At 67.2% G+C, this 18858-nt stretch carries 13 protein-coding genes; 4 read left to right on the top strand and 9 right to left on the bottom strand.

Annotation, left to right across the window (positions count from 1 at the left end; genetic code table 11):
• Position 1: 1 nt before the first annotated feature.
• The 5 genes from C8D04_RS02045 to C8D04_RS02025 form a co-directional block, all read right to left on the bottom strand.
• A complete protein-coding gene (locus tag C8D04_RS02045; RefSeq protein ID WP_116003375.1) occupies positions 2 to 538 on the bottom strand; it encodes a MotA/TolQ/ExbB proton channel family protein in 537 nt (178 codons plus the stop codon).
• Positions 535 to 4680, bottom strand: a complete 4146-nt coding sequence (cobN, locus tag C8D04_RS02040; RefSeq protein ID WP_233521079.1) for a cobaltochelatase subunit CobN — start codon at positions 4678 to 4680, stop codon at positions 535 to 537. The genes C8D04_RS02045 and cobN overlap by 4 nt, the downstream gene beginning before the upstream one ends.
• 135 nt (positions 4681 to 4815) lie before the next feature.
• The gene (locus C8D04_RS02035) at positions 4816 to 6852 is read right to left on the bottom strand and encodes a TonB-dependent receptor (RefSeq protein ID WP_116003373.1); all 2037 of its coding nucleotides are present in this window, start codon (positions 6850 to 6852) and stop codon (positions 4816 to 4818) included.
• Positions 6853 to 6959: 107 nt separating this feature from the next.
• Positions 6960 to 7976, bottom strand: a complete 1017-nt coding sequence (locus tag C8D04_RS02030; RefSeq protein ID WP_116003372.1) for an MqnA/MqnD/SBP family protein — start codon at positions 7974 to 7976, stop codon at positions 6960 to 6962.
• Positions 7977 to 7985: 9 nt separating this feature from the next.
• Complete coding sequence (locus C8D04_RS02025; RefSeq protein WP_116003371.1) at positions 7986 to 10112, bottom strand: TonB-dependent receptor; 2127 nt, start codon at positions 10110 to 10112, stop codon at positions 7986 to 7988.
• Between the two features lie 63 nt (positions 10113 to 10175).
• Here C8D04_RS02025 and C8D04_RS02020 point away from each other — a divergent pair, with 63 nt between their 5' ends.
• Positions 10176 to 10883, top strand: coding sequence for a Crp/Fnr family transcriptional regulator (locus C8D04_RS02020; RefSeq protein WP_116003370.1), 708 nt, complete (start codon positions 10176 to 10178; stop codon positions 10881 to 10883).
• 109 nt (positions 10884 to 10992) lie between these two features.
• Here C8D04_RS02020 and C8D04_RS02015 read toward each other — a convergent pair whose 3' ends face one another.
• Together C8D04_RS02015 and C8D04_RS02010 are read right to left on the bottom strand one after the other, a co-directional pair.
• Positions 10993 to 12393: a phenylacetate--CoA ligase family protein gene (locus C8D04_RS02015; protein ID WP_116003369.1), complete on the bottom strand. Its 1401-nt coding sequence runs from the start codon at positions 12391 to 12393 to the stop codon at positions 10993 to 10995.
• Positions 12390 to 13037, bottom strand: coding sequence for a SagB/ThcOx family dehydrogenase (locus C8D04_RS02010; protein ID WP_116003368.1), 648 nt, complete (start codon positions 13035 to 13037; stop codon positions 12390 to 12392). The genes C8D04_RS02015 and C8D04_RS02010 overlap by 4 nt, the downstream gene beginning before the upstream one ends.
• A 136-nt stretch (positions 13038 to 13173) precedes the next feature.
• Here C8D04_RS02010 and C8D04_RS02005 point away from each other — a divergent pair, with 136 nt between their 5' ends.
• On the top strand, positions 13174 to 14955 hold the full coding sequence (locus C8D04_RS02005; RefSeq protein WP_116003367.1) for an alpha/beta fold hydrolase: 1782 nt from the start codon (positions 13174 to 13176) through the stop codon (positions 14953 to 14955).
• A 220-nt stretch (positions 14956 to 15175) separates the two neighbouring features.
• Here C8D04_RS02005 and rnhA read toward each other — a convergent pair whose 3' ends face one another.
• Both rnhA and C8D04_RS01995 read right to left on the bottom strand, forming a co-directional pair.
• Positions 15176 to 15625 (bottom strand): ribonuclease HI, encoded by a 450-nt coding sequence (rnhA, locus tag C8D04_RS02000; RefSeq protein WP_116003366.1) that lies wholly within the window; start codon positions 15623 to 15625, stop codon positions 15176 to 15178.
• 16 nt (positions 15626 to 15641) lie between these two features.
• Entirely contained in the window at positions 15642 to 16412 is a 771-nt protein-coding gene (locus C8D04_RS01995) for a methyltransferase domain-containing protein (RefSeq protein WP_116003365.1), read from the bottom strand.
• Between C8D04_RS01995 and gloB the strand changes: the two genes are divergently transcribed.
• Together gloB and C8D04_RS01985 are read left to right on the top strand one after the other, a co-directional pair.
• Positions 16411 to 17187 carry a hydroxyacylglutathione hydrolase gene (gloB, locus tag C8D04_RS01990; RefSeq protein ID WP_116003364.1) on the top strand — a complete coding sequence of 259 codons (777 nt, stop codon included), beginning with the start codon at positions 16411 to 16413 and terminating at the stop codon, positions 17185 to 17187. The genes C8D04_RS01995 and gloB overlap by 2 nt on opposite strands.
• On the top strand, positions 17184 to 18689 hold the full coding sequence (locus C8D04_RS01985) for a transglycosylase SLT domain-containing protein (protein ID WP_116003363.1): 1506 nt from the start codon (positions 17184 to 17186) through the stop codon (positions 18687 to 18689). The genes gloB and C8D04_RS01985 overlap by 4 nt, the downstream gene beginning before the upstream one ends.
• The last annotated feature ends 169 nt before the right edge of the window (positions 18690 to 18858 follow it).

Below are 18858 nucleotides of genomic sequence, written 5' to 3'. Positions count from 1 at the left end.
TTCATGCGGGCACCTCACTCACCAGGTGGCCCAGCATGTCTTGTGCGGGCGACTCCAGCGGAGCCACGCCTTGCTCAATGGCGGCCAGGTCGGTGGCGTACCAGCGCTTGCGCACGTTGACCACGCTGTAGCTGATGGCGGCGGCCAGCAGCGCCAAAATCACGGCGGAGAACGCCACCATCAGGCTGCGCGACACATCGGCCAGATTGCCATCGGCCAGTGCCATCAGCGCCGGGCCCATGGGGATCATGGTGGCCACCAGGCCCAGCATGGGCGCCACGCGGGTGGCGATGCGGGCAAATTCGAGCCGCTCTGCTGCCAGCACTTCCAGGTCGAGCACGGTGATGGCGGGGTTGGCGCGGCGTGCGGCCAGCATTTCAAAACCTGCGGCTTTGCCGCTGCGGCGCTGCCAGGCCTGCCAGGCAAAGGCGCCTGCCGCGTAGAAGGCATGCACGAACAGCGCGGCAATGGCCAGCAGCACGGGGAACAGGAAGAACTGGCTGACGCCATACATCATCGATTCAATGGGATTGCTCATTGGAAAACTCCAGAAAGTGAAGGGATTCGGTGGGGGCGCACCACGCTGCTGCGGCGCGCCTGCCGCATGGCACCGGCGCCGGTGATGCCCGCCAACATCAGCGCCAGCAGCGCAGCCTGCGTGGGGCCCACGCTGACCGGCTGGGCTTGCGGCACGGGCGCCATCAAGAGGCCGCTGACCACCGGGGGCTCTGCCGCGGGGGGCTCGGCGGATTGCGGCGGTGTGGTGGACTGCGATGGCTCGGCGGGCGGCGGCGCTGGCGCAGCGGCCTGTGCGACGGCAGGCGGTGCAGCCTGCGCCAACGGGGCATCGAGGCCGAACCCCGGTGCAGCGGGCGCCGCCGGGTTGTGGGCCGCAGGCGCTTTGCCTACATACGCTTGAAAGCGTGCGTTATCGGTGCGCACATCAAAGCGCTCCGCCAGGTCGCGCCAGCGCGCTTTCAGCTCGGCCACGGTTTTCGGGTCGGCCTTCCAGTAGCCCTGGCGGGCGGCTTCGAGCATGCGCTCCATGGTCTGCGCCAGCGCATGCGGGTTGTGCGCCTCGAACCAGCGCCTGAGGCCCAGTTGATGCTTGTCGCGCACGTACACGTCGGCCATCTCCTGCCACTGGTCGTCGCGCACGATCTCGCGCGCCACCGCTGTCCAGCCCCAGAAGTTGTTGGTGGCATCCAGCACCTGCAGCGTGCCCGCGTAGCCCTCGGCCATCAGACCTTTGATGTAGCCGGGGTGGAACTGGCGCGTGGCCAGCTCTTTGGCCAGGAACTGCGCCGCGCCTTCGACCTTGCCACTTCCTGCCCCGCGCAGGTTGCTGATGTAGAGCTGCGGCGCCTTGCCGTCCAGGTGCCGCACGGCCAGCGCAATGCCGCCCAGGTACTGGAACGGGTCGTCGGTGGTCAACATGCCATAGAGATTGGAGCTGCGCGAGAGCACCGCGCCCTCGGTGCCGCGCAGGTGCTCGGCATACAGGTTGAGCGCTTGACCGCCTTGGCCGCCTTTACCGCTTTTCCCCTCCTGGGCCGCGGTGGGCAGGCTGCCCCAGGTGGATTCGTCCGGTCCATAGGCGTACTGCATGCGCGAGAGGTACAGCTGCGCGAGCTTGCGGTCGCCCTCTTTCTTGCCCTGCCAGCTGTCGGTGGCCAGCGTGGCGTTGTCCAGGCCCGTGCCGTAGTTGCCCGATTCGGACGAGAAGATGCGCGTTTGCGCCGCCGCCAGCGCGGCCTGCTCGCCCATGCCCTGGGCGCGCAGCTTGGCGGCCATGCCGCGCGTGTGCGCCGCCACGGGGTTGGCCTCTTCGCCCGGCCCCTCGGCCTGCGCAGCCAGTTGCACGGCACGGGCCAGCTGCTTCATGGCATTAGGGAAATGGTCGCGGTACAGGCCGGTGGCCGACAGCACCACGTCCACCCGCTCGCGCCCGAGCACGTTGCGCGGCACCAGCTTCACGCCCGTCACGCGCCCGCCGTCGTCCCACACCGGTTCCACGCCCAGCAGCCACAGCGCCTGTGCTTCGAGCAAACCCTGGTGGCGCATGGTCTCCACCGACCACAGCGACACGGCCAGCTTCGTTGGCGCCTTGCCGGTCAGGCGTTGGTGCTCAGCGATCAGTTGCTCGGCAGCGTCCTTGCCGGCCGCCCAGGCCTGGGGCGTGGGCACGCGCGAGGGGTCAAAACCGTACAGGTTGCGCCCTGTGGGGTAGGCGTCGGGGTTCTTGATGGGGTCGCCGCCATACGACGTGGGCAGGTGGCGCCCGGCCAGCACCTGCAGCAAGGCAGGCAGCTCCTGGTCGGCGCCAATGTGGGCGTAGGCGGTGCGGGCCTTGGCGATGCCGGTTTGCAACGCCGCTGGCAGGGTCTCAAAGCTCTGGCCCTCGATCACATGGCGCTGTAGCAACTGGTAGGGCGCCGTTTGCGCCAAGCGGCTGTAGTCGCCAATCAGCGCCTCGTCCACATCGGCAGCCGGTGCTCCGGCGTGCAGTGCCGCAGCCTCCCAGAACGGGCGCCCCAGCATCAGCAGCACGGTGGCCAGGCGGTGCTGCTCCTCGGGCGCACGGCCCAGGGTGTGCAGGCCCAGCGGCTGGGCGGTTTCGGCCAGTTCGTGCAGGTGGTTGTGCAGCAGGTCCACAAAGGCCGGGAACGCGCTGCGCGTGCGTTCGGGCGTCCAGCCCATGTCGCGGTCGATGTGCTCTTTTTGCACGGCGGCCAGCAGGTCGGCCTTGATTTTTTCCTTGACCACGCCGTCGTCCTGCGCCAGCCAGGCGTGCAGCAGGTCGTGCATGTGGGTCAGCGCCTGGTGCAGGCCTGCCGGTTTGAACGGCGGCGTCTGGTGGCTGACGATGACCGCGCGGCCCCGGCGCTTGGCCTGCTGGGCCTCGCCGATGTTGTCGGCAATGTACGGGTAGGCCACCGGCACGTTGCCCACGGCGAGCATGCCGGGGTCGAACACCGACAGGCCACGCTCCTTGCCGGGCAGCCATTCCTGGCTGCCGTGGGTGCCAAAGTGCACCAATGCGTCGCTTTTGTGCTGCTCGCGCGCCCACAGGTAGGCGGCCAGGTAGTAGTGCGATGGCAGGGCGCTGGGCGAGTGGTACAGCGCCTTTTCCTTGTCGTCCCATTGCTCGCCGCGCGGCGGCTGCGGCAGGATGGCGACCTTGCCCAGCATCAGGCGCGGCACCACGAACACGGCTTCGCCGCCGCGCCGCAGCACCATGCTCGACGCTTCGGGCGCGCCCCAGCGCTCGCGCAGGGCTTCTTGCGTGGCCGCAGGCAGCGTGGCCAGCCACTGGCGGTACTGCGCCACGGGCAGGGTGGCGGCCAGGCCATCGCGCAGCAGGGGCTCCAACTCGCCTTGGCGGTAGGCCGGAGCCAGCAGGCGCTGCAAATTGCCGATCAACAGGGGCTCGGCAGGCGACTCGGTGTCGTAGCCCGCTGCCTGCAGCGCGGCCAGCGTGGTGTGCAGGCTGCGCGGCACGTTCAAAAACGAGGCAGACAGGTTCTTCTCGCCCGGTGGGTAGTTCCAGAAGAAGATGGACAGGCGCTTGTCGGCGTTCTGCTTGCGCTGCAAGCTAGCCAGGTTGAGCGCCTTGCCCACCACGGCGTCGGCCTGCGCGGCAATCGGCACGATCTGCTCATCCGAAGCACGGGTGGCGGCCGCCACCTGGATGTCGGTGACGCCCGCGTATTCGGCCTGCGCCAGGTAAAACGGCACATCCATCAGCGCCACGCCCTGCGGGTTGGCGGCCCAGGCGGCCTCGTCGCCGCGCCGGTACGGCATGGCCTGCAACACGGGGATGCCCAGCCGCTCGAACTCGGCGCGGCGCTCCTCGGCGTTCAGCATGATTTGCGTGTTGATGAGCACGTCGGCCAGCCGCGTGCCCGACGGCTTGAGCATCTGCTCCAGCGCGCCCGCCTCCAGCATGGGGCTGTAGAACGGCAGCGCCACGGCGCCGCCGGCTTCGATGCGCGCAATCAGGTCGTCGATGAAGGCGGTCTGCATGGCGGCGATGTACTGCTGGTGCAGCGCCAGCGCCACCACAGGGCGGCGGTTGGTGGCGGCTGGATCGACGCCTTGCGAGCGCAGCCACGCCACAGGGTCTGCCATGACCAGGCCCGGCGCACGCGGGTGGTAGACGGCGGTTTTGGGGAACACCACGGGCTCGGGCACGCCCTGGGCCTGGCGCCCCTGCAGCTGCGCGGCCAGTGTGGCGAAGAAGCCCTCGAAGTTCTGCTTGCCGCCATTGCTGTAGTAGGTGATGAGCCGCCGCGCCACGGGCTCGGGCAAGCCGCCGCCCCAGGCGGGTTTGGCGTCGTACAGCCAGGCGTGGGGCGCACGCAGGCCCGGTAGCGCATGCGCCAACCGGTCTTGCACCACATCCTGCAAATAGCTGTCGATAAACACCGCGTCGAAGCCCTTGAACAGGCCTTCGTCGGTCTCGGCGGGCAGCCTTTCCAGGTAGCGCACCTGCAGCTCGATGCCGTGGGGCCGTGCGATGTCGGCCAACTGGCGGAACTTGCCTGCGGGCACGTTGGACGTGGCGATGAACAACACCTGCGCCGCCTGCGCAGCGCCAAAGGGCGCCAGCACCAGCAGGCACAGGGCCAGCCAGCGCCGCACGCAGGCGATGGTGTTTGCAATAGTTTTATGAGTCAAATTGGCCTCTATCGCTTATCTATCAAGCGGTAACAGCTATCAAAATAGTAGTATTTGAATATTGATACAACCGGCCCCTGGCCCACACTTCCCCACCAGAGAGGGGGCCAGGGGAGGTTCAAAGAGTCCTTGTTGTCAGAAATCAACCCTTGCGGTCACGAACACACGGCGCGCGCGCTCGGCATAGCCAAAGCTCTCCGACTTCTCGGCCAGGTTCACGTTGCCAATGTTTTCCAGCCCGGCGCGCAGCACCAGCTTGCGGTGGGCGTCCAGCGCAAACTGCTTGCCCACGCTGGCGCTCCACAGTGCGTACGAGGGCAGCGCCGCGCCGTCGGTGCCGGTCTGGCTGCCGGTGAATTCGCCGGTGAGGCGGGCGCTCCAGCCCTCGGCGCCTTTCCATTCCAGGCGCGAGGTCAGGCTGCTCGATGGCCGGTCGGCCAGCTTCTTGCCGGTGCTTTTGTCGCGCGTGTGCAGCAGCGTCAGGTCGTTGCTCCAGGCAAGCTGGCGCGTCATGTCCCAGGTCATGCCCGCCTCCAGCCCCTGGATGCGCGCGGCGTCCACGTTGTCGTATTGGTAGAAGCGCCGCACGCCCTCCTGGCGCAGCAGGCGGTAGGTGATGAGGTCTTTGACCTCGGTGTTGAACACCGTGGCGCGCAGCGACCAGGCGGGCGCAACCTGCCAGTCGGCACCCACTTCAAACGAGTTGGACGACTCGGGCTGGATGTCGCCGTTGCCTGCAAAGGTGTGTGGTCCTTCGGCCCCCACGTAGTTGGGCGAGATCTGCTTGAGCGTGGGCGCCTTGAAGGCGTGACCAAAACCGCCCTTGACCACCAGCGCCGGGGTGGGCTCCCACACCAGGTAGGCGCGCGGGCTGACTTCGCTGCCAAACAGTGCGTGGTGGTCGGCACGCAGACCGGCGGTGAGCATCAGCGTGTCGGTCAGGGCGATTTCATCTTGCGCAAACAGGGCCTTGTGCGCCGCGTCGTCCACACCGTTTTTCAGGCCGGCGTTCTCCAGCGTCTCGCGGCGCCATTCGCCGCCCACGGTGATCTGGTGCGCGCCCAGGGCAAAGCTGGCATGGCCGTCCAGCACGTCGTCCACCATGTTCTGCGGGCGCGTGGGCGTAGCGCCGTTGCTGGCGCGGTTGGCAATGTCGATCTCGCTGCGGTAGGCGCGCAGCTTGCCGCGCCAGTTGTCAAACTGGCCCTCCCAGCCGACATGGGCCTGCGAACGATCGATGTCGTAGGTGCTGCGGTACACCCCCTTGGAGGTAGAGCTGGTGTCGTACACACGCTGCTCTTTGCCGCCACTCCACCCCGCCTCCAGGGTTTGTTCCGGCGTCAGCGCATAGCGGGCAGCCAGGCCACCGTTCTTGGCGTGGCTGCCTTCGATTTCCGACAGCAGCGGGCTCTGTCGATCGGCCACGGGGGCGCTGTGCGCCAGCTCGGCGTTCACGCGCAGGCTCAGGCGTTCGCCCACGGGCCCTGCGGCAAACACCGAGGTGGCGCCCGTGGGTTCGCCTTCGCTGGAGCGGGTAGGGGCGCTGGCCGAGACGCCCACCGAGCCGATCCAGCGGTCCTTGGGCTGGCGGGTAATGAGGTTGATGACACCGCCCAGCGCCTCGGAGCCATACAGCGCCGACATAGGCCCCCGGATGATCTCGATGCGCTCGACCGCCGACATGGGCAGCCAGCCGTATTGGTAGTCGGAATGGCCCACCACATCGTCCGTGGCGCTGATGCGCCGCCCGTCGATGAGAGTGAGCGTGTGCTTGCCTTCCAGCCCCCGCAACGCCAGCGTCTTGCGCCCGCCCACCTGGCGCGGCGAGAGCGTGAGGCCGGGGGCGCCGCGCACGGCGTCGAGCAGATCGGACGCATTGCGCGCAGCCAGCTCCTCGCGATCGATCACGGTGACGCTGGCGGGCGCGGTGCGCGCGTCCTGCTCGGTCAGCGTGGCCGTGACGGTGACCGCAGGCAGGGCCGCAGCGGCCTGCGCCACCTGCTGGGATGGTGCTTCCTGGGCACCCGCACCCGTCGGGCTGACGCCCTGGGCCTGAACGCCCGCGCCCGCAAACAACAGCATTGCGGCCCATGCCGCGGGACGGGGACGCAAGGAGTGCGAAAAGTTCAGGGCTGCGCTGGGCGCGCCGTGGGCCTCGGGGGAATACGTCATGACTGCAAACTCCTGGAATCAAAAAAACAAAGACCCAGGTGGCGGCGGCTGCCGGGGACAAACAATGAAAAACAACGAAAAGGAATACGAAGGTGTGCCCGCCGCAGCTAGGTCATCCCGTAGAACGCGCTGGCAGGCAGCTTGCCGCCCACCAGCGCCGGGTTGCGCACCATCAACTGGCCGAAGAAGAACTCCAGCTCGGGGCGCGCTGCGGCGGCAGGCACCGCATCGAGCTGGCTCACGGCAATGGCGTCGGCCACGGCCTCGGGGATGAGCAGGTCAATGTGTTGGGCCATCATGGCGCCGCACTCCAGGGGGTGTGCGCGGCACCAGGCGAGCGACTGGGCATAGGCGTTGGCCACGGCAGCCAGAACCTCGGGCTGCTGGCGCACCGTGCCCACGGCAGCGATACCCGCCTGCGGCAAGCGGGGTTTGCGCTCAAAAAGACGCCCCCACTCCTGCTGCAGGTCGGCACCCCGGTGCAACTCGGGCGCGATCAGGCCGATGGGGAAGGACTTGGTTTTGCGCAGCGCCAGCGATACGGCGGGCTCGGCCAGCAGCGCATGCGAGACACGGCGCGTGATGAGCAACTGCATGGCCTCCATGGGCGTGGGCACGTAGCGCACGCGAAAATCCTTGTGCAGATCCAGCCCCTGCTTCGCGGCCAGCAGCTGCAGCACGATGTCGGGCATGTCGCCCCGGAAGGGCACGGCAATTTCCTCGCCCCGGTAGTCGGCCAGCGCCTTGCGGTGGGCATCGCGCGTCACAAGCCACAGCGCGCCCCAGGTCGAGATGTTGAGCAGCGTGACGCCCGCGCCCCGGTTGAACAGGTTGGCGGCCACGTTGCTGGGCATGGCCAGCACGTCGGCCTTGCCGCCCATGGCCATCATGCGCAGTTGGTCGGGGTCGCGCCACGACACAAAAGCGGTTTCGCCCGCCACACCCGCCAACGCATGGGTCTCGGCCATGTGGATCAAGGGCGCCGACACAATCGCCGGAGGGCCCGACAGGGTGATGCGCGGCAGGCGCGGGGCAGAACACGCCACAGCGGGCAGGCCGGAGGCGGCCAGCGCCGCCAGCACCTGGCGGCGTGAGAGGGTCGGCACAGGCAGGGATGGCAGCATGGCGGGCCCTCAGAACTGGTAGCTCAGGCCTGCCGTGAAGCTGCGGCCCAGGCCCTGCAAGTAGCCCGGCTGCGCTGCGGTGGCCTGGTTGCGGATGGCGTAGGCGCTGGCATAGCGCCGGTCGGTCACGTTGTCGGCCTGCACATACAGCGCCAAGGGTCCATCGCGCCATTCGAGCTTGAGGCCCAGCAGCGCGTAAGCGTCTTGCTCGGCACCGGGCGTGTTGGCATGGTCGGTGGGCGTACTGACGGGCATCCAGCGCACATTGGGGCCGAAGCGCCAGGCGCCCATGCGGTAGAGCACTTCGGCATTGATGAGCTGGCGCGGCACACCGGCAATCTGCTTGCCCGCGTACTCACCGCCGCGAAAGCGGAAGTCGCTGTAGGTCCAGCTGGCACGGACGTCGAGCGCGCCCGTGCCCACGCGCTGGCTGCCCGAGAGGCCCAGCTCCACGCCCTGGTGGCGCGTGCCGCCCGCATAGTTGTACGTGCCCACCTTGATGCCGTTGGCGTCGGTCGTCGAGATCAACTCGTCGGCCAGCACGCTGCGGTACACAGCGGCCGTCCAGTGCACGGCATGGGCGCCCTCGCCCCAGCGACCGGCACCGCCGAGTTCGAAGGTGGTGGCGCGCTGCATCTTCAGGCGCACCAGTTCGGCCTGGGCCGTGGCCGGGCTATTGGGTGCCACGGTGGCGCTGACGATTTCCCAGAAGGTGGGCGCCTCGTGGCTGCGGCTCAGGTTGGCCCACAGGCGCGTGGTGGGCGTGGCAGCCCAGTTCACACCAATCTTGGGCGTGGCAAAGCTCCAGTCCTGGTCGAGCTGCGCGGCGCTGCTGCGGCTTTGCGCATCGCGCGTGAGATGGCTCCATTGCACGCTGCCCAGCAGCGTCCAGCCCGGCGCCAGGCGCCAGTCGGTCGCCGCCAGGGCCTGCAGGTTTTGGGCACCCAGGTCATAGCTGCCAAAGCGCTGCATTTGCTGGCCATTGGCCGGGTTGGTGGCGTACAGGTCGCGCTGCATGGCACTGTCGGCCCACGACAAAGCCGTGCGCCAGCCCAGGGCGCCATCACGGCCTGCGGGGCGCCCGGTCGCCTGCCACTGCGCGCCAGCGGTGCGGCTGTGGGTGACGGTGTGGCTGGTCATGTTGTTGAACAGGTCGTCCGTGTCTTGCCAGTACACGCCCACTTCCTGGCGCAGGGTGTCGCTGCCCCAGCGCGAGCGGTTGGCCAGGCGCAGTTGCGTGGCAGCGCGGCGCGGGTCGCGCTTGTAGACGTTGAGCAACTGGTCCTGCGGGGTGGCGCCATCGCCCATCACGCCGCGCGGGTCCGATTCGATGCGGTCCTTGGGCACCACGTTGGGGATCTGGAAGGCCAGGTCGGTCCAGCCCAGGTAGGTGCGGTTCTCGAAACTGCCATCGCCCTGAAAACCCACATTGGCCTGCACGCTGTCGCGCCGCGAGGCCGAGTGGTGGCGGTAGCCGTCGTAGCGGTCACTGCTGACGGACACCCGGCCATCGACCCTCTCGCCCACACCTCCCACCGCAGCCTGTAAGCCCTGGCGGCCAAAGCTGCCGTATTCAGCACGCACCCGGCCGCGCTCGTCGGCACCGGTCATCGACACAAAGTCCAGCTCGCCACCCAGCATGGTGGCGCTGGGCGACGTGGCGTTGGCGCCGCGCCGCGCGCTGACCAGGGCCGCGTTGCGCGGTTCGATCAGGCCGATGATGAAGGAGCCATCGGCCTCGTTGAGCGGCAAGCCGTCCTGCAGCAGCAGCACGCCCCGGTTCACCGGGTTGCTCTGGATGCCCGAGCCACGAATGCCCAGGCGCGGCTGGTCGGTGCCACCAAAAAAGTCCTGCAGCACGATGCCGGGCTGGTAGTCCAGCGCATCGCGCAGCGTGGCCAGGCGCGCTTCTTTCTGCGGCTCGGCCAGGTTGGTGCCGCCGGGCACTTTGTCCAGTTTTTCGCGTTCGGCCTGCACGGTGCTGCGCAGAGGCACCGTGGCGCTGGCGCGGGTGGACTGCACGGTGACGGATGGCAGCGCCATGCCCTCTTGCGCCAGAGCAGGCGTGCCGAGGGCGGCGACCATCACAGCGCTGGCGGTGGCTCGCAAAGGGAAACGATGGGTTTTAGGATTCATACAAAACTTATTGGGATTCATTCGCATTTGCAATATCATCCTTGAAACCACCGGTATCCGGCAATGACATTTATCAACGTTTCTCCCGCCACGCCCCAATCCATCCTGGCGGCGCACCCCTTGTTCCAAGACCTGCCAGCCGCTGTGCTGCAGGCCATGTGCCAGCAAGCCGACTTGCATTCATTCCACCCGGGTGAAGTGGTTTTCCACGAAGGCGACGCTGCCCGCCACTGGTTTCTCGTGGTGCAGGGCCATGTGGAGGTGGTGCGCTTTGGCTGCGATGGCGATGAGCGGGTGTTTCACCGCTTTGGGCCGGGCCAGTGCGTGGCCGAGGTGGCCATGTTCATGGCCCATGGGCGCTACCCCATGCAGGCGCGCAGCGTGGGCACCACCGCTGCCTGGCGCCTGTGCCGCTGCGCCCTGCAGTGTGCCTGCGAAGCCCACTCTGCCCTGGGTTTGTGCCTGCTGCAAGACCTGAGCCGCAGGCTCTACCACTACATCAATGAGGTGGAATGGCTTACGGTCAGCAGTGCGCCGCAAAGGTTGGCCGCCTGCCTGCTGCGCCTGTCGGCCGACCAGGGCACCCGGCTGGAGCTGCCGGGCACCCAGCGGCAGGTGGCCGCCCACCTGGGCATTCGTGCGGAAACCCTCAGCCGTCTGTTGTCGCAATGGCAGTCACGCCGCTGGGTGCAGGGCGAGCGCCGCCACTGGACGGTGCTGAACCCGGCCGCCCTGGAGAGCCTGACGGGCGCATTGGCGCGGGCCTTTTAGAACCTGCTTATTCCATTTCTAAATCATCCGTGTCGTTGTTGCTTCGCCTTGCCGTGCTACAGCACTGTCTGCGGCTTCGCGCCTAGACACGAATGATTTGGAAACAGAATTACGGGGTGCCGGGGGCCGTGCAGGCCACGATGCGGCAGGCTTTGCCGCTGCGCCCACGCGGCACGGGCTGGCCCAGTTCGGCCTTTACCTGCAAGGGCGCCAGCCCTTGGGCGAGCGCAAAGGCCTTGAGGGCGGCACGGCAGCGCGCCATGGCGGCGCGGCCTTCCTCGCCGTGCAGGGGCAGGCGCAGCGCCAGGCTGTGGTCGTCCAGCTGGCGCAGGTGAAAGTCGAACACCCCCGCAACATCTTCCAGCACAGCCGTCAGCGCGAGGGGCAGCAGCGTGACCGTGCCGCCGTGCCGTCCCGCCATGTGCAGCGGATCGTCCTGGCGACCGCGCACCGTGATCATGGGCAAGGGCGAGCCGCAGGTGCACGGTTCGGCGTGCACGGTGACATGGTCGCCCAGTTCGTAGCGGATCAGGGGCTGCACCGTGTTGGCCAGGTTGGTCAGCAGCACGGCGTAAGGCGGCTCGCCCGGTGGCACCGGCCGGTAGCGTTCGTCCACGGGCTCCAGGATGACCCAGTCGGCATTGAGGTGCATGTGGCCGTTCTGGCACTCCCAGCCCATGGCCAGGAACTCCGAGGCCCCATAGCTGTTGCGCAGCGCACAGTCCAGGCTGCGCTCGATGTGGGCGCGCACGGTGGGTCCCAGGGTTTCGCCACCGGTCCAGACCTCGCGCGGGGCAATGCGCAGGCGACCGGCGCACGCTTCATCGGCCAGCAAGGCCGCCACGGTCGGGTAGGTGATGAGCACGCTGGGTGCAAAGTCGTTGAGGGACTGCACCAGTTCGGCCGTGGGCGCCTGGATGGAAAAGCTGCGCGTGCTGGCAGCCAGCCAGGGGTTGATACCGCACAGGCGCCGCAGCGAGACCAGGCTGGCGAAATGCCCGCCCGTGGCGCCCACAAAGGCATAGCGCTCGGCCAGTTGCAACGGGTCCATCCAGTGCGCCAGCGGACGCGGTGCGCTGCGGCGCAGGGCTTCCAGCGCGTCGTACACGGCCATGGCCTGCGCGTCTTGCACAAACATGCCGGGCTGGCCGGTGGTGCCCGAGCTTTCCCACACCATGTAGCGGCCCAGCCAGGGTTCGGCAATGCGTTCGGGGTCGGCGGTAAAGGCGCGCAGTTCGTCGAGCTTGAGGCGCGGATCGGTCACCCAGTCGTCAAAGCGCTCCATGAGCTGGCCGCGCGTGACCACGGGCAGTTGCTGCAGCGGCGTGCGGGCGCTGCAGCCCGGGGGCAGCAGTTCCTGGTACAGGCGCGATTCGCGCAGTGCCACGTCGAGCAACTGCGCCAGGCGCCGCTGCTGCAGCTGGGCAATGCCCTGGGCCGTGCCCCGGTGGGCTGCCGCCACGTCGAGCGACACGGTGGACAGGCGCAGCAGATCGAACACGGCGCTCATGGTGCGCTGGCCCCCACGGTCTGCGACAGCAATATCTGCTGGTCGGTACCCAGGGACATGGCCTGGGCCAGTGCCTGGCGGTCGATCCAGGCCCGAATCACGGTGGACAGGCCCGCGCTTGCGCAATACAGGTAGACGTTTTGCGCCATGGCACCGGCCGCCACCGAGGCATAGGATTCACGCTGCGCCGCAGGCACGAGTTTCATGCGCGCATGGTCGGCCACATACACCAGGTCAAGCGGCGCGGTGTCCACGAAGTCCTGGTAGCCCGTCACACGCCGCACGTCGGCCGCCACCACGCGCTGCAGGGTGTGGGCCACGGGGTCGTAGCGGTACAGACCCTCGGGCAGGGCGACGTACACATCGATCTCCTGGGCGTTCAGGGCGCTGGGGGTGGTGCGGCCTGCGTGGTCGGCGCGGTTGATGCCGGCCGCGGCCCACAGCAGGTCGGAGAGGGTTTGCAGCGGCAACGCAGCCGGGTCAAAAGTGCGCGCCGACTGGCGCCGTGCCAGCGCCTGCATCAGCGGCACGCCGCCCGCCCTGTCGGGTGGCGGCAGCAGCAAAGCCGGGCTGCCATCGCCGGTGGGGGCCTCGGGGCGCAACTGCCCGATCAGGCCCAGGGCCATCTTGGTGAGCGTATTCATGGGCCCTCCTTGCGCAACAACGATAGGGCCATCATAGAAGCCCTCATTCCGCACCCCTTGCGGCAAGTCACGTATCGCATAAATGGAGGGGCCACGACCTATCATGGAGACAGGACTCAACCCATCCCGACACACCATGGCCCAACGCACTACTCCCACGCCCCCCCTCCCCGGCCAGTACACCGCGCCTGCCACGGAGACCCCGACCCAAAAACTCGACCGGCTGACGCAGGCGGCCATCGCTCCCCTCACAGGCGGGCTGTCGCCGGTATCGCTGGGCCTGGCCACGGCGGACTGGGCCTGGCATCTGGCGCTGTCACCAGGCCGTCAGCTGGAGCTGGCAGCGCTGGCCACCCGGCTCGCTGGTGACACCCTGCGCTCGGCCGTGACCAGCACCACCGACGAGTCGGCCCCGCCCGACGAAGACCCGCGCTTTCGGCACCCCGCCTGGTCCCAATGGCCTTTCAACCAAATGCGCACAGGTTTTCACAACACCGAAGCGTTTTGGCGCGAAGCTGCCCAGGTGCCCGGCATGACGGCGCACCACACCGACCTGACCCAGTTCTTTGCGCGGCAGTGGCTGGACATGCTTTCGCCAGCCAACATGCCCACCACCAACCCGGTGGTGCAGCGCGACGTGCTCGAATCAGGCGGTGCGCACCTGCGCAAGGGGTTGCAGCACTGGCTGGCAGATGCCACGGGCATGCCCACACCGGACAAGGACGAACAAGCCGAGCGCTTTCGCGTAGGGCACGACGTGGCCGTGACGCCGGGCAAGGTGGTGTTTCGCAATGCACTGATCGAGCTGATCCGCTACGCGCCGCAAACCCCTCGGGTCCACCCCGAGCCGGTGCTGATCGTGCCGTCGTGGATCATGAAGTACTACATCCTCGACCTCTCGCCCCACAACTCGCTGGTGCGCTATCTGGTGGGCCAGGGCCATACCGTCTACATGCTGTCATGGCGCAACCCCGACGCCGCCGATGCAGAACTTTGCATGGATGACTACCTGCGCCTGGGCGTGTTCGATGCGCTGCAGGCCGTGGGAGCACAAAGCACCCCCAACACGCCGGTGCACGCCATGGGCTACTGTCTGGGCGGCACGCTGCTGGCCATTGCCGCCGCCGCGATGGCGCGCAAGGGCGGCGTGCAGGGCCAGGAAGAATTCCCGCCCCTGCAGTCACTCACGCTGCTGGCGGCGCAGACCGACTTCTCCGAGCCGGGCGAGCTGGGCCTGTTCATCGACGAAGGCCAGATCGCCCTGCTGGACCACATCACGCGCGGTCAGGGCTACCTGTCGGGCAAGCAGATGGCGGGGTCCTTCCAGTTTCTGCACTCACGCGACCTGGTATGGGCGCGGCGCATGCGCGAATACCTGCTGGGCGAGCGCGACCAGCCCAACGATCTGATGGCCTGGAACGCCGACACCACGCGCATGCCCGCCCGCATGCACCACGAATACCTGGTGGCGCTGTACCTGAAAAACGCCCTGGCGGCACACACTTACCGCGTGGAAGGGCGTGCGGTGTCACTGGGAGACATCCGGCTGCCCCTGTTCGTGGTGGGCACACAGCGCGACCATGTGTCGCCCTGGCGCTCGGTCTACAAGCTGCACCGTCTTTGCGATGCGGAAATCACCTTCGTGCTGACCAGCGGCGGACACAACGCCGGCATCATCTCCGAGCCTGGCCACCCACGCCGCAGCTACCAGATGGATACCCGCCCGGCGTACGGCACCTGGGTAGAACCCGACACCTGGGCCGCCACCGCGCCCCAAACCGAGGGTTCCTGGTGGCCGGCCTGGCATGGCTGGTTGGCGGCCCATTCGTCCACTCCACGGCCCGCCAAGCCGCTGGGCACGGCCCACACCCTGGGCGACGCGCCCGGCAGCTATGTGCTCCAGCGCTATCAAGAATAATATGAAAAATGGCTCTAACGCAATACTGCAAAGCGCCAACAGCTATTATTTATATAGCATTTAGCTATGCACCAATAGGAGGGCGTTCCACTTGGTCGTGCGCCACGGTGGTGCGGGCACCGGGCATGGCCTTGCGCACCTGTAGGTACTCCCCGAACCGGCTCAACACACCTGGAAAGGCTCCAGTCTGTAGCCTGCCCTTACAAAATACCGAAGCGCTTCAACGCTGGCCCAACGCCTGTTCCACACCATAGTTGGCCAGGGCATCGGCCCGCTCGTTGCCGGGGTCGCCCGAATGCCCCTTCACCCAGCGCCAGTCGATCTGGTGGCCGCCCTGTGCCACCAGTGCATCAAGGCGCTGCCACAGTTCCACGTTTTTGACGGGCTGCTTGGCGGCGGTGCGCCAGCCCCGGGCTTTCCAGCCGTGGATCCACTCCGTAATGCCCTTGCGCACGTATTCGCTGTCGAGAAACAGCGTGACAGCACAGGGGCGCTTGAGGGCGGTGAGCGCCTCAATCACTGCCAGCAATTCCATGCGGTTGTTGGTGGTGCCCAGTTCGCCGCCGAAAAGCTCTTTTTCAGTCGAGCCCGAGCGCATCAAAACGCCCCAGCCGCCGGGGCCAGGGTTGCCCTTGCAGGCCCCGTCGGTATAAATCTGTACCTGGTTCACTCAATGTTCCTGTCGGTCAATGTTTCCCGTGGCGCCGTGCAATCGGCATGGTGGCCGTAGCGCGCTGTGGGCTGGCGCGCCACGCGGGTTCCAGCAAACGCATGCCGTGCACCCGCTTGATGCCCACCACGAAATAGACGGCGCCCAGTATGGGCCAGCAGCGGTCGCCCACCGCGTCCATCCATGAAAATTTTTCCAGCCACTGCTCGGTGCGCACCGCCGGGCGGTAGCAGCCAAACTGGGTGTCGTCCACTTCGAAGTTGAGCAGGCGCAGCCAGTCGCGCAAGCGCCAGTAGCCAATGAACTCGTTCACATCGGGCAAAAACGAACGCCCTCGCCGGCCGCTCAAACGTTGATACAAGCGAATGCGGCGCTGGCGCAGCCCCCACAGGCTGGCCGGGTTCAACCCGGTGATGACTACACGCCCTTCGGGCACGAGCACCCGCGCCACCTCACGCAATGCCGTGTGCGGGTCGTGGCTCAGTTCCAGCGCATGGGGCAGCAGCACCAGATCGAGGCTGTTGTCCGGAAATGGCAGCGCAACGGCATGGCTCAGCAGGTCGGGAATGGGGCCCGCACCCGGGGCCGAGGCCTCATCCAGCGCCAGCCAGCGGTGCGGCATGCGGTTGGCGCGCAGGCCATCGAGCAGCGGCATTCCCAGCTGCAGACTGTGGTAACCAAAGACATCGGCAACGGCCTCGTCAAAGCGCGCCTGCTCCCATCCCAGCACGTAGCGCCCTGCCGGTGAATCGAACCAATGGTGCAAACCTATAATTTGATTGCTCATGAACCTGCTTGCATTGCCCGCCTTCTCCGATAACTACCTGTGGCTGCTGCACGATGAGCGCCATGCGGTGGTGGTCGACCCCGGCCAGTCGGAGCCTGTCCTGCAGGCCCTCGAAGAACGGAATCTGCAGTTGCAGGCCATTCTAGTCACCCACCACCATGCCGACCACGTCGGTGGTGTGCAGGCGCTGCGTGAAGCCACGGGGGCTGCCGTGTACGGTCCGGCGCGCGAGCGCATTCCCGCCCCGTTCGTGCCGCTGGTGCAGGGCAACCGGGTCGAAGTGCTGGGCCTGGGCTTTGACGTCATCGACGTGCCGGGCCACACCGCCGGGCACATTGCCTACTATTGCCCACAGATGGACGGGGCGCCGCTGCTGTTTTGCGGCGACACGCTGTTTTCTGGCGGCTGTGGCCGCCTGTTTGAAGGCAGCCCGGCGCAGATGCTGGCATCACTGGATGCCCTGGCAGCCCTGCCCGGCGATACGCGGGTGTGCTGCGCCCATGAATACACACTTTCGAACCTGAAATTTGCCCGCGCCGTGGAACCCGGCAACACAGACCTGCTCCACTACAGCAGCCGCTGCGAAGCGCTGCGTGCACAGGGCCTGCCTACGCTACCCTCGCGCATCGCCACCGAGCGCGAGATCAACCCCTTTCTGCGCACCCGCACGCCTGCCGTGGCAGCGGCTGCAGCAGGTTTTGACCCATCCACCCCCACGCAGGATGCCGTCGCTGTATTGGCGGCGCTGCGCGCATGGAAAAACGAGTTCCGATGAAGTTTCTGCACATTGCCTGCCTGTCAGGCCTGCTCTGGCTGACCGGCTGCGCCACCCCCGTGGGCACCCAGGACACCACGAGCAACACGCCTGCAATCCCTTCCGAGGCCCCGGCAGCACCCCTCTCCCCCATCATCCCCTCGGGCCCACTGCGGCCCATCACCGCAGCGCAGGCCACGGGCCAGCAGGTCATGCCGCTGTTCACGCCGTCAGACCTGTGGGACCGCATCCGTCGTGGCTTTGCCATGCCCGACCTTCAGCACGAGTTGGTGCAGGACCGCGAGCAGTGGTATGCCACCCGCCCCGAATACATGCAGCGCATGACCGAGCGCTCACGCAAATACCTGTTCCATATCGTCGAGGAACTGGAGCGCCGGGGCATGCCGACCGAACTGGCGCTGCTGCCCTACATTGAAAGCGCTTTCAACCCGCAGGCGGTCTCCACGGCCAAGGCTGCGGGCATGTGGCAGTTCATGCCCGCCACAGGCAATTATTTTGACCTCAAGCAGAACGCTTTCCGCGACGACCGACGCGACGTACTCGCTTCGACGCGGGCCGCACTGGACTATCTGCAAAAGCTGTACGGCATGTTTGGCGACTGGCACCTGGCCCTGGCTGCTTACAACTGGGGCGAAGGCAGCGTGGGCCGCGCCATCGCCCGCAACCAGAAAGCGGGCCTGGGCACCCGCTACACCGACCTGACCCTGCCGGGCGAGACGCGCATGTATGTTCCCAAGCTGCAGGCGGTGAAAAACATTGTGGCCCGCCCCGACGCCTATGGCACCGAACTGCCATTGATTGAAAACCACCCCTACTTCCAGACCGTAGACATCACCCGCGACATCGACGTGGCCCTGGCAGCCAAACTGGCCGGTGTGCGCGAGGAAGATTTCAAGGCCCTGAACCCCTCTTTGCACCGGCCCTTGATCCTCGCTGCGGGCACCCCGCAGATTTTGCTGCCCTGGGACAACGCCAAGGTCTTCGAGCGCAATTTCGAGGCCTACAACCAGGGGCAGTATGCGAGCTGGACTGTCTGGACCCTGCCCTCGACCATGTCGACGGCCGAAGCTGCACGCCGGGTGGCCATGGACGAGTCGGACTTGCGCAATCTCAACGGCATCCCGCCGCGCATGCTGATCAAGGCAGGGTCGGCACTCATCGTGCCCCGCTCCACTACATCGCGCGCCGACGTTGCCGAAAGTGTGGCCGACAACGGCCAGATCTCGCTCACGCCCGAACAGGTGACGCGCCGCACCACGGTGCGCGCACGCAAGAACGAATCGGTCGCCAGCATTGCCCGCCGCTACCGCGTGAGCGCAGCCAGCGTGGCCGACTGGAACGACGTCAAGGCCAATGCGGCCTTCAAGCTGGGCCAGCAGGTGGTGCTGTTCGTGCCGGTTCGCACCGGCCCTTCCACACAGGCCCGCGCGGGCAAGCGCACTGCGGGCAAAAGCGCGCCCGTGCGCCGGGGCGGCAAGCCGTCCAAAGTCAAGCGTCGCTGAGTTCAGAGGCCCTGGTCAGGCGCTTCGTCCCACACGCAGACGAAAAACGACACCAGGGGACGCCTGTGCGCCGCTCTAAGGCGATGCTGAATAAGTCACCGATGATGCGCGCCGCCGTGCATCGGGATGGGATGCAAGGCGCACACCGCAGCCATAGCCGCAGCTATGG

Origin of the sequence: Simplicispira sp. 125 (assembly GCF_003096555.1) — a bacterium.
GTDB lineage: Bacteria > Pseudomonadota > Gammaproteobacteria > Burkholderiales > Burkholderiaceae_C > Simplicispira.
The sequence above is the reverse complement of the archived record's forward strand: the minus strand, read 5'-3'. Positions and strand labels throughout refer to the sequence as shown.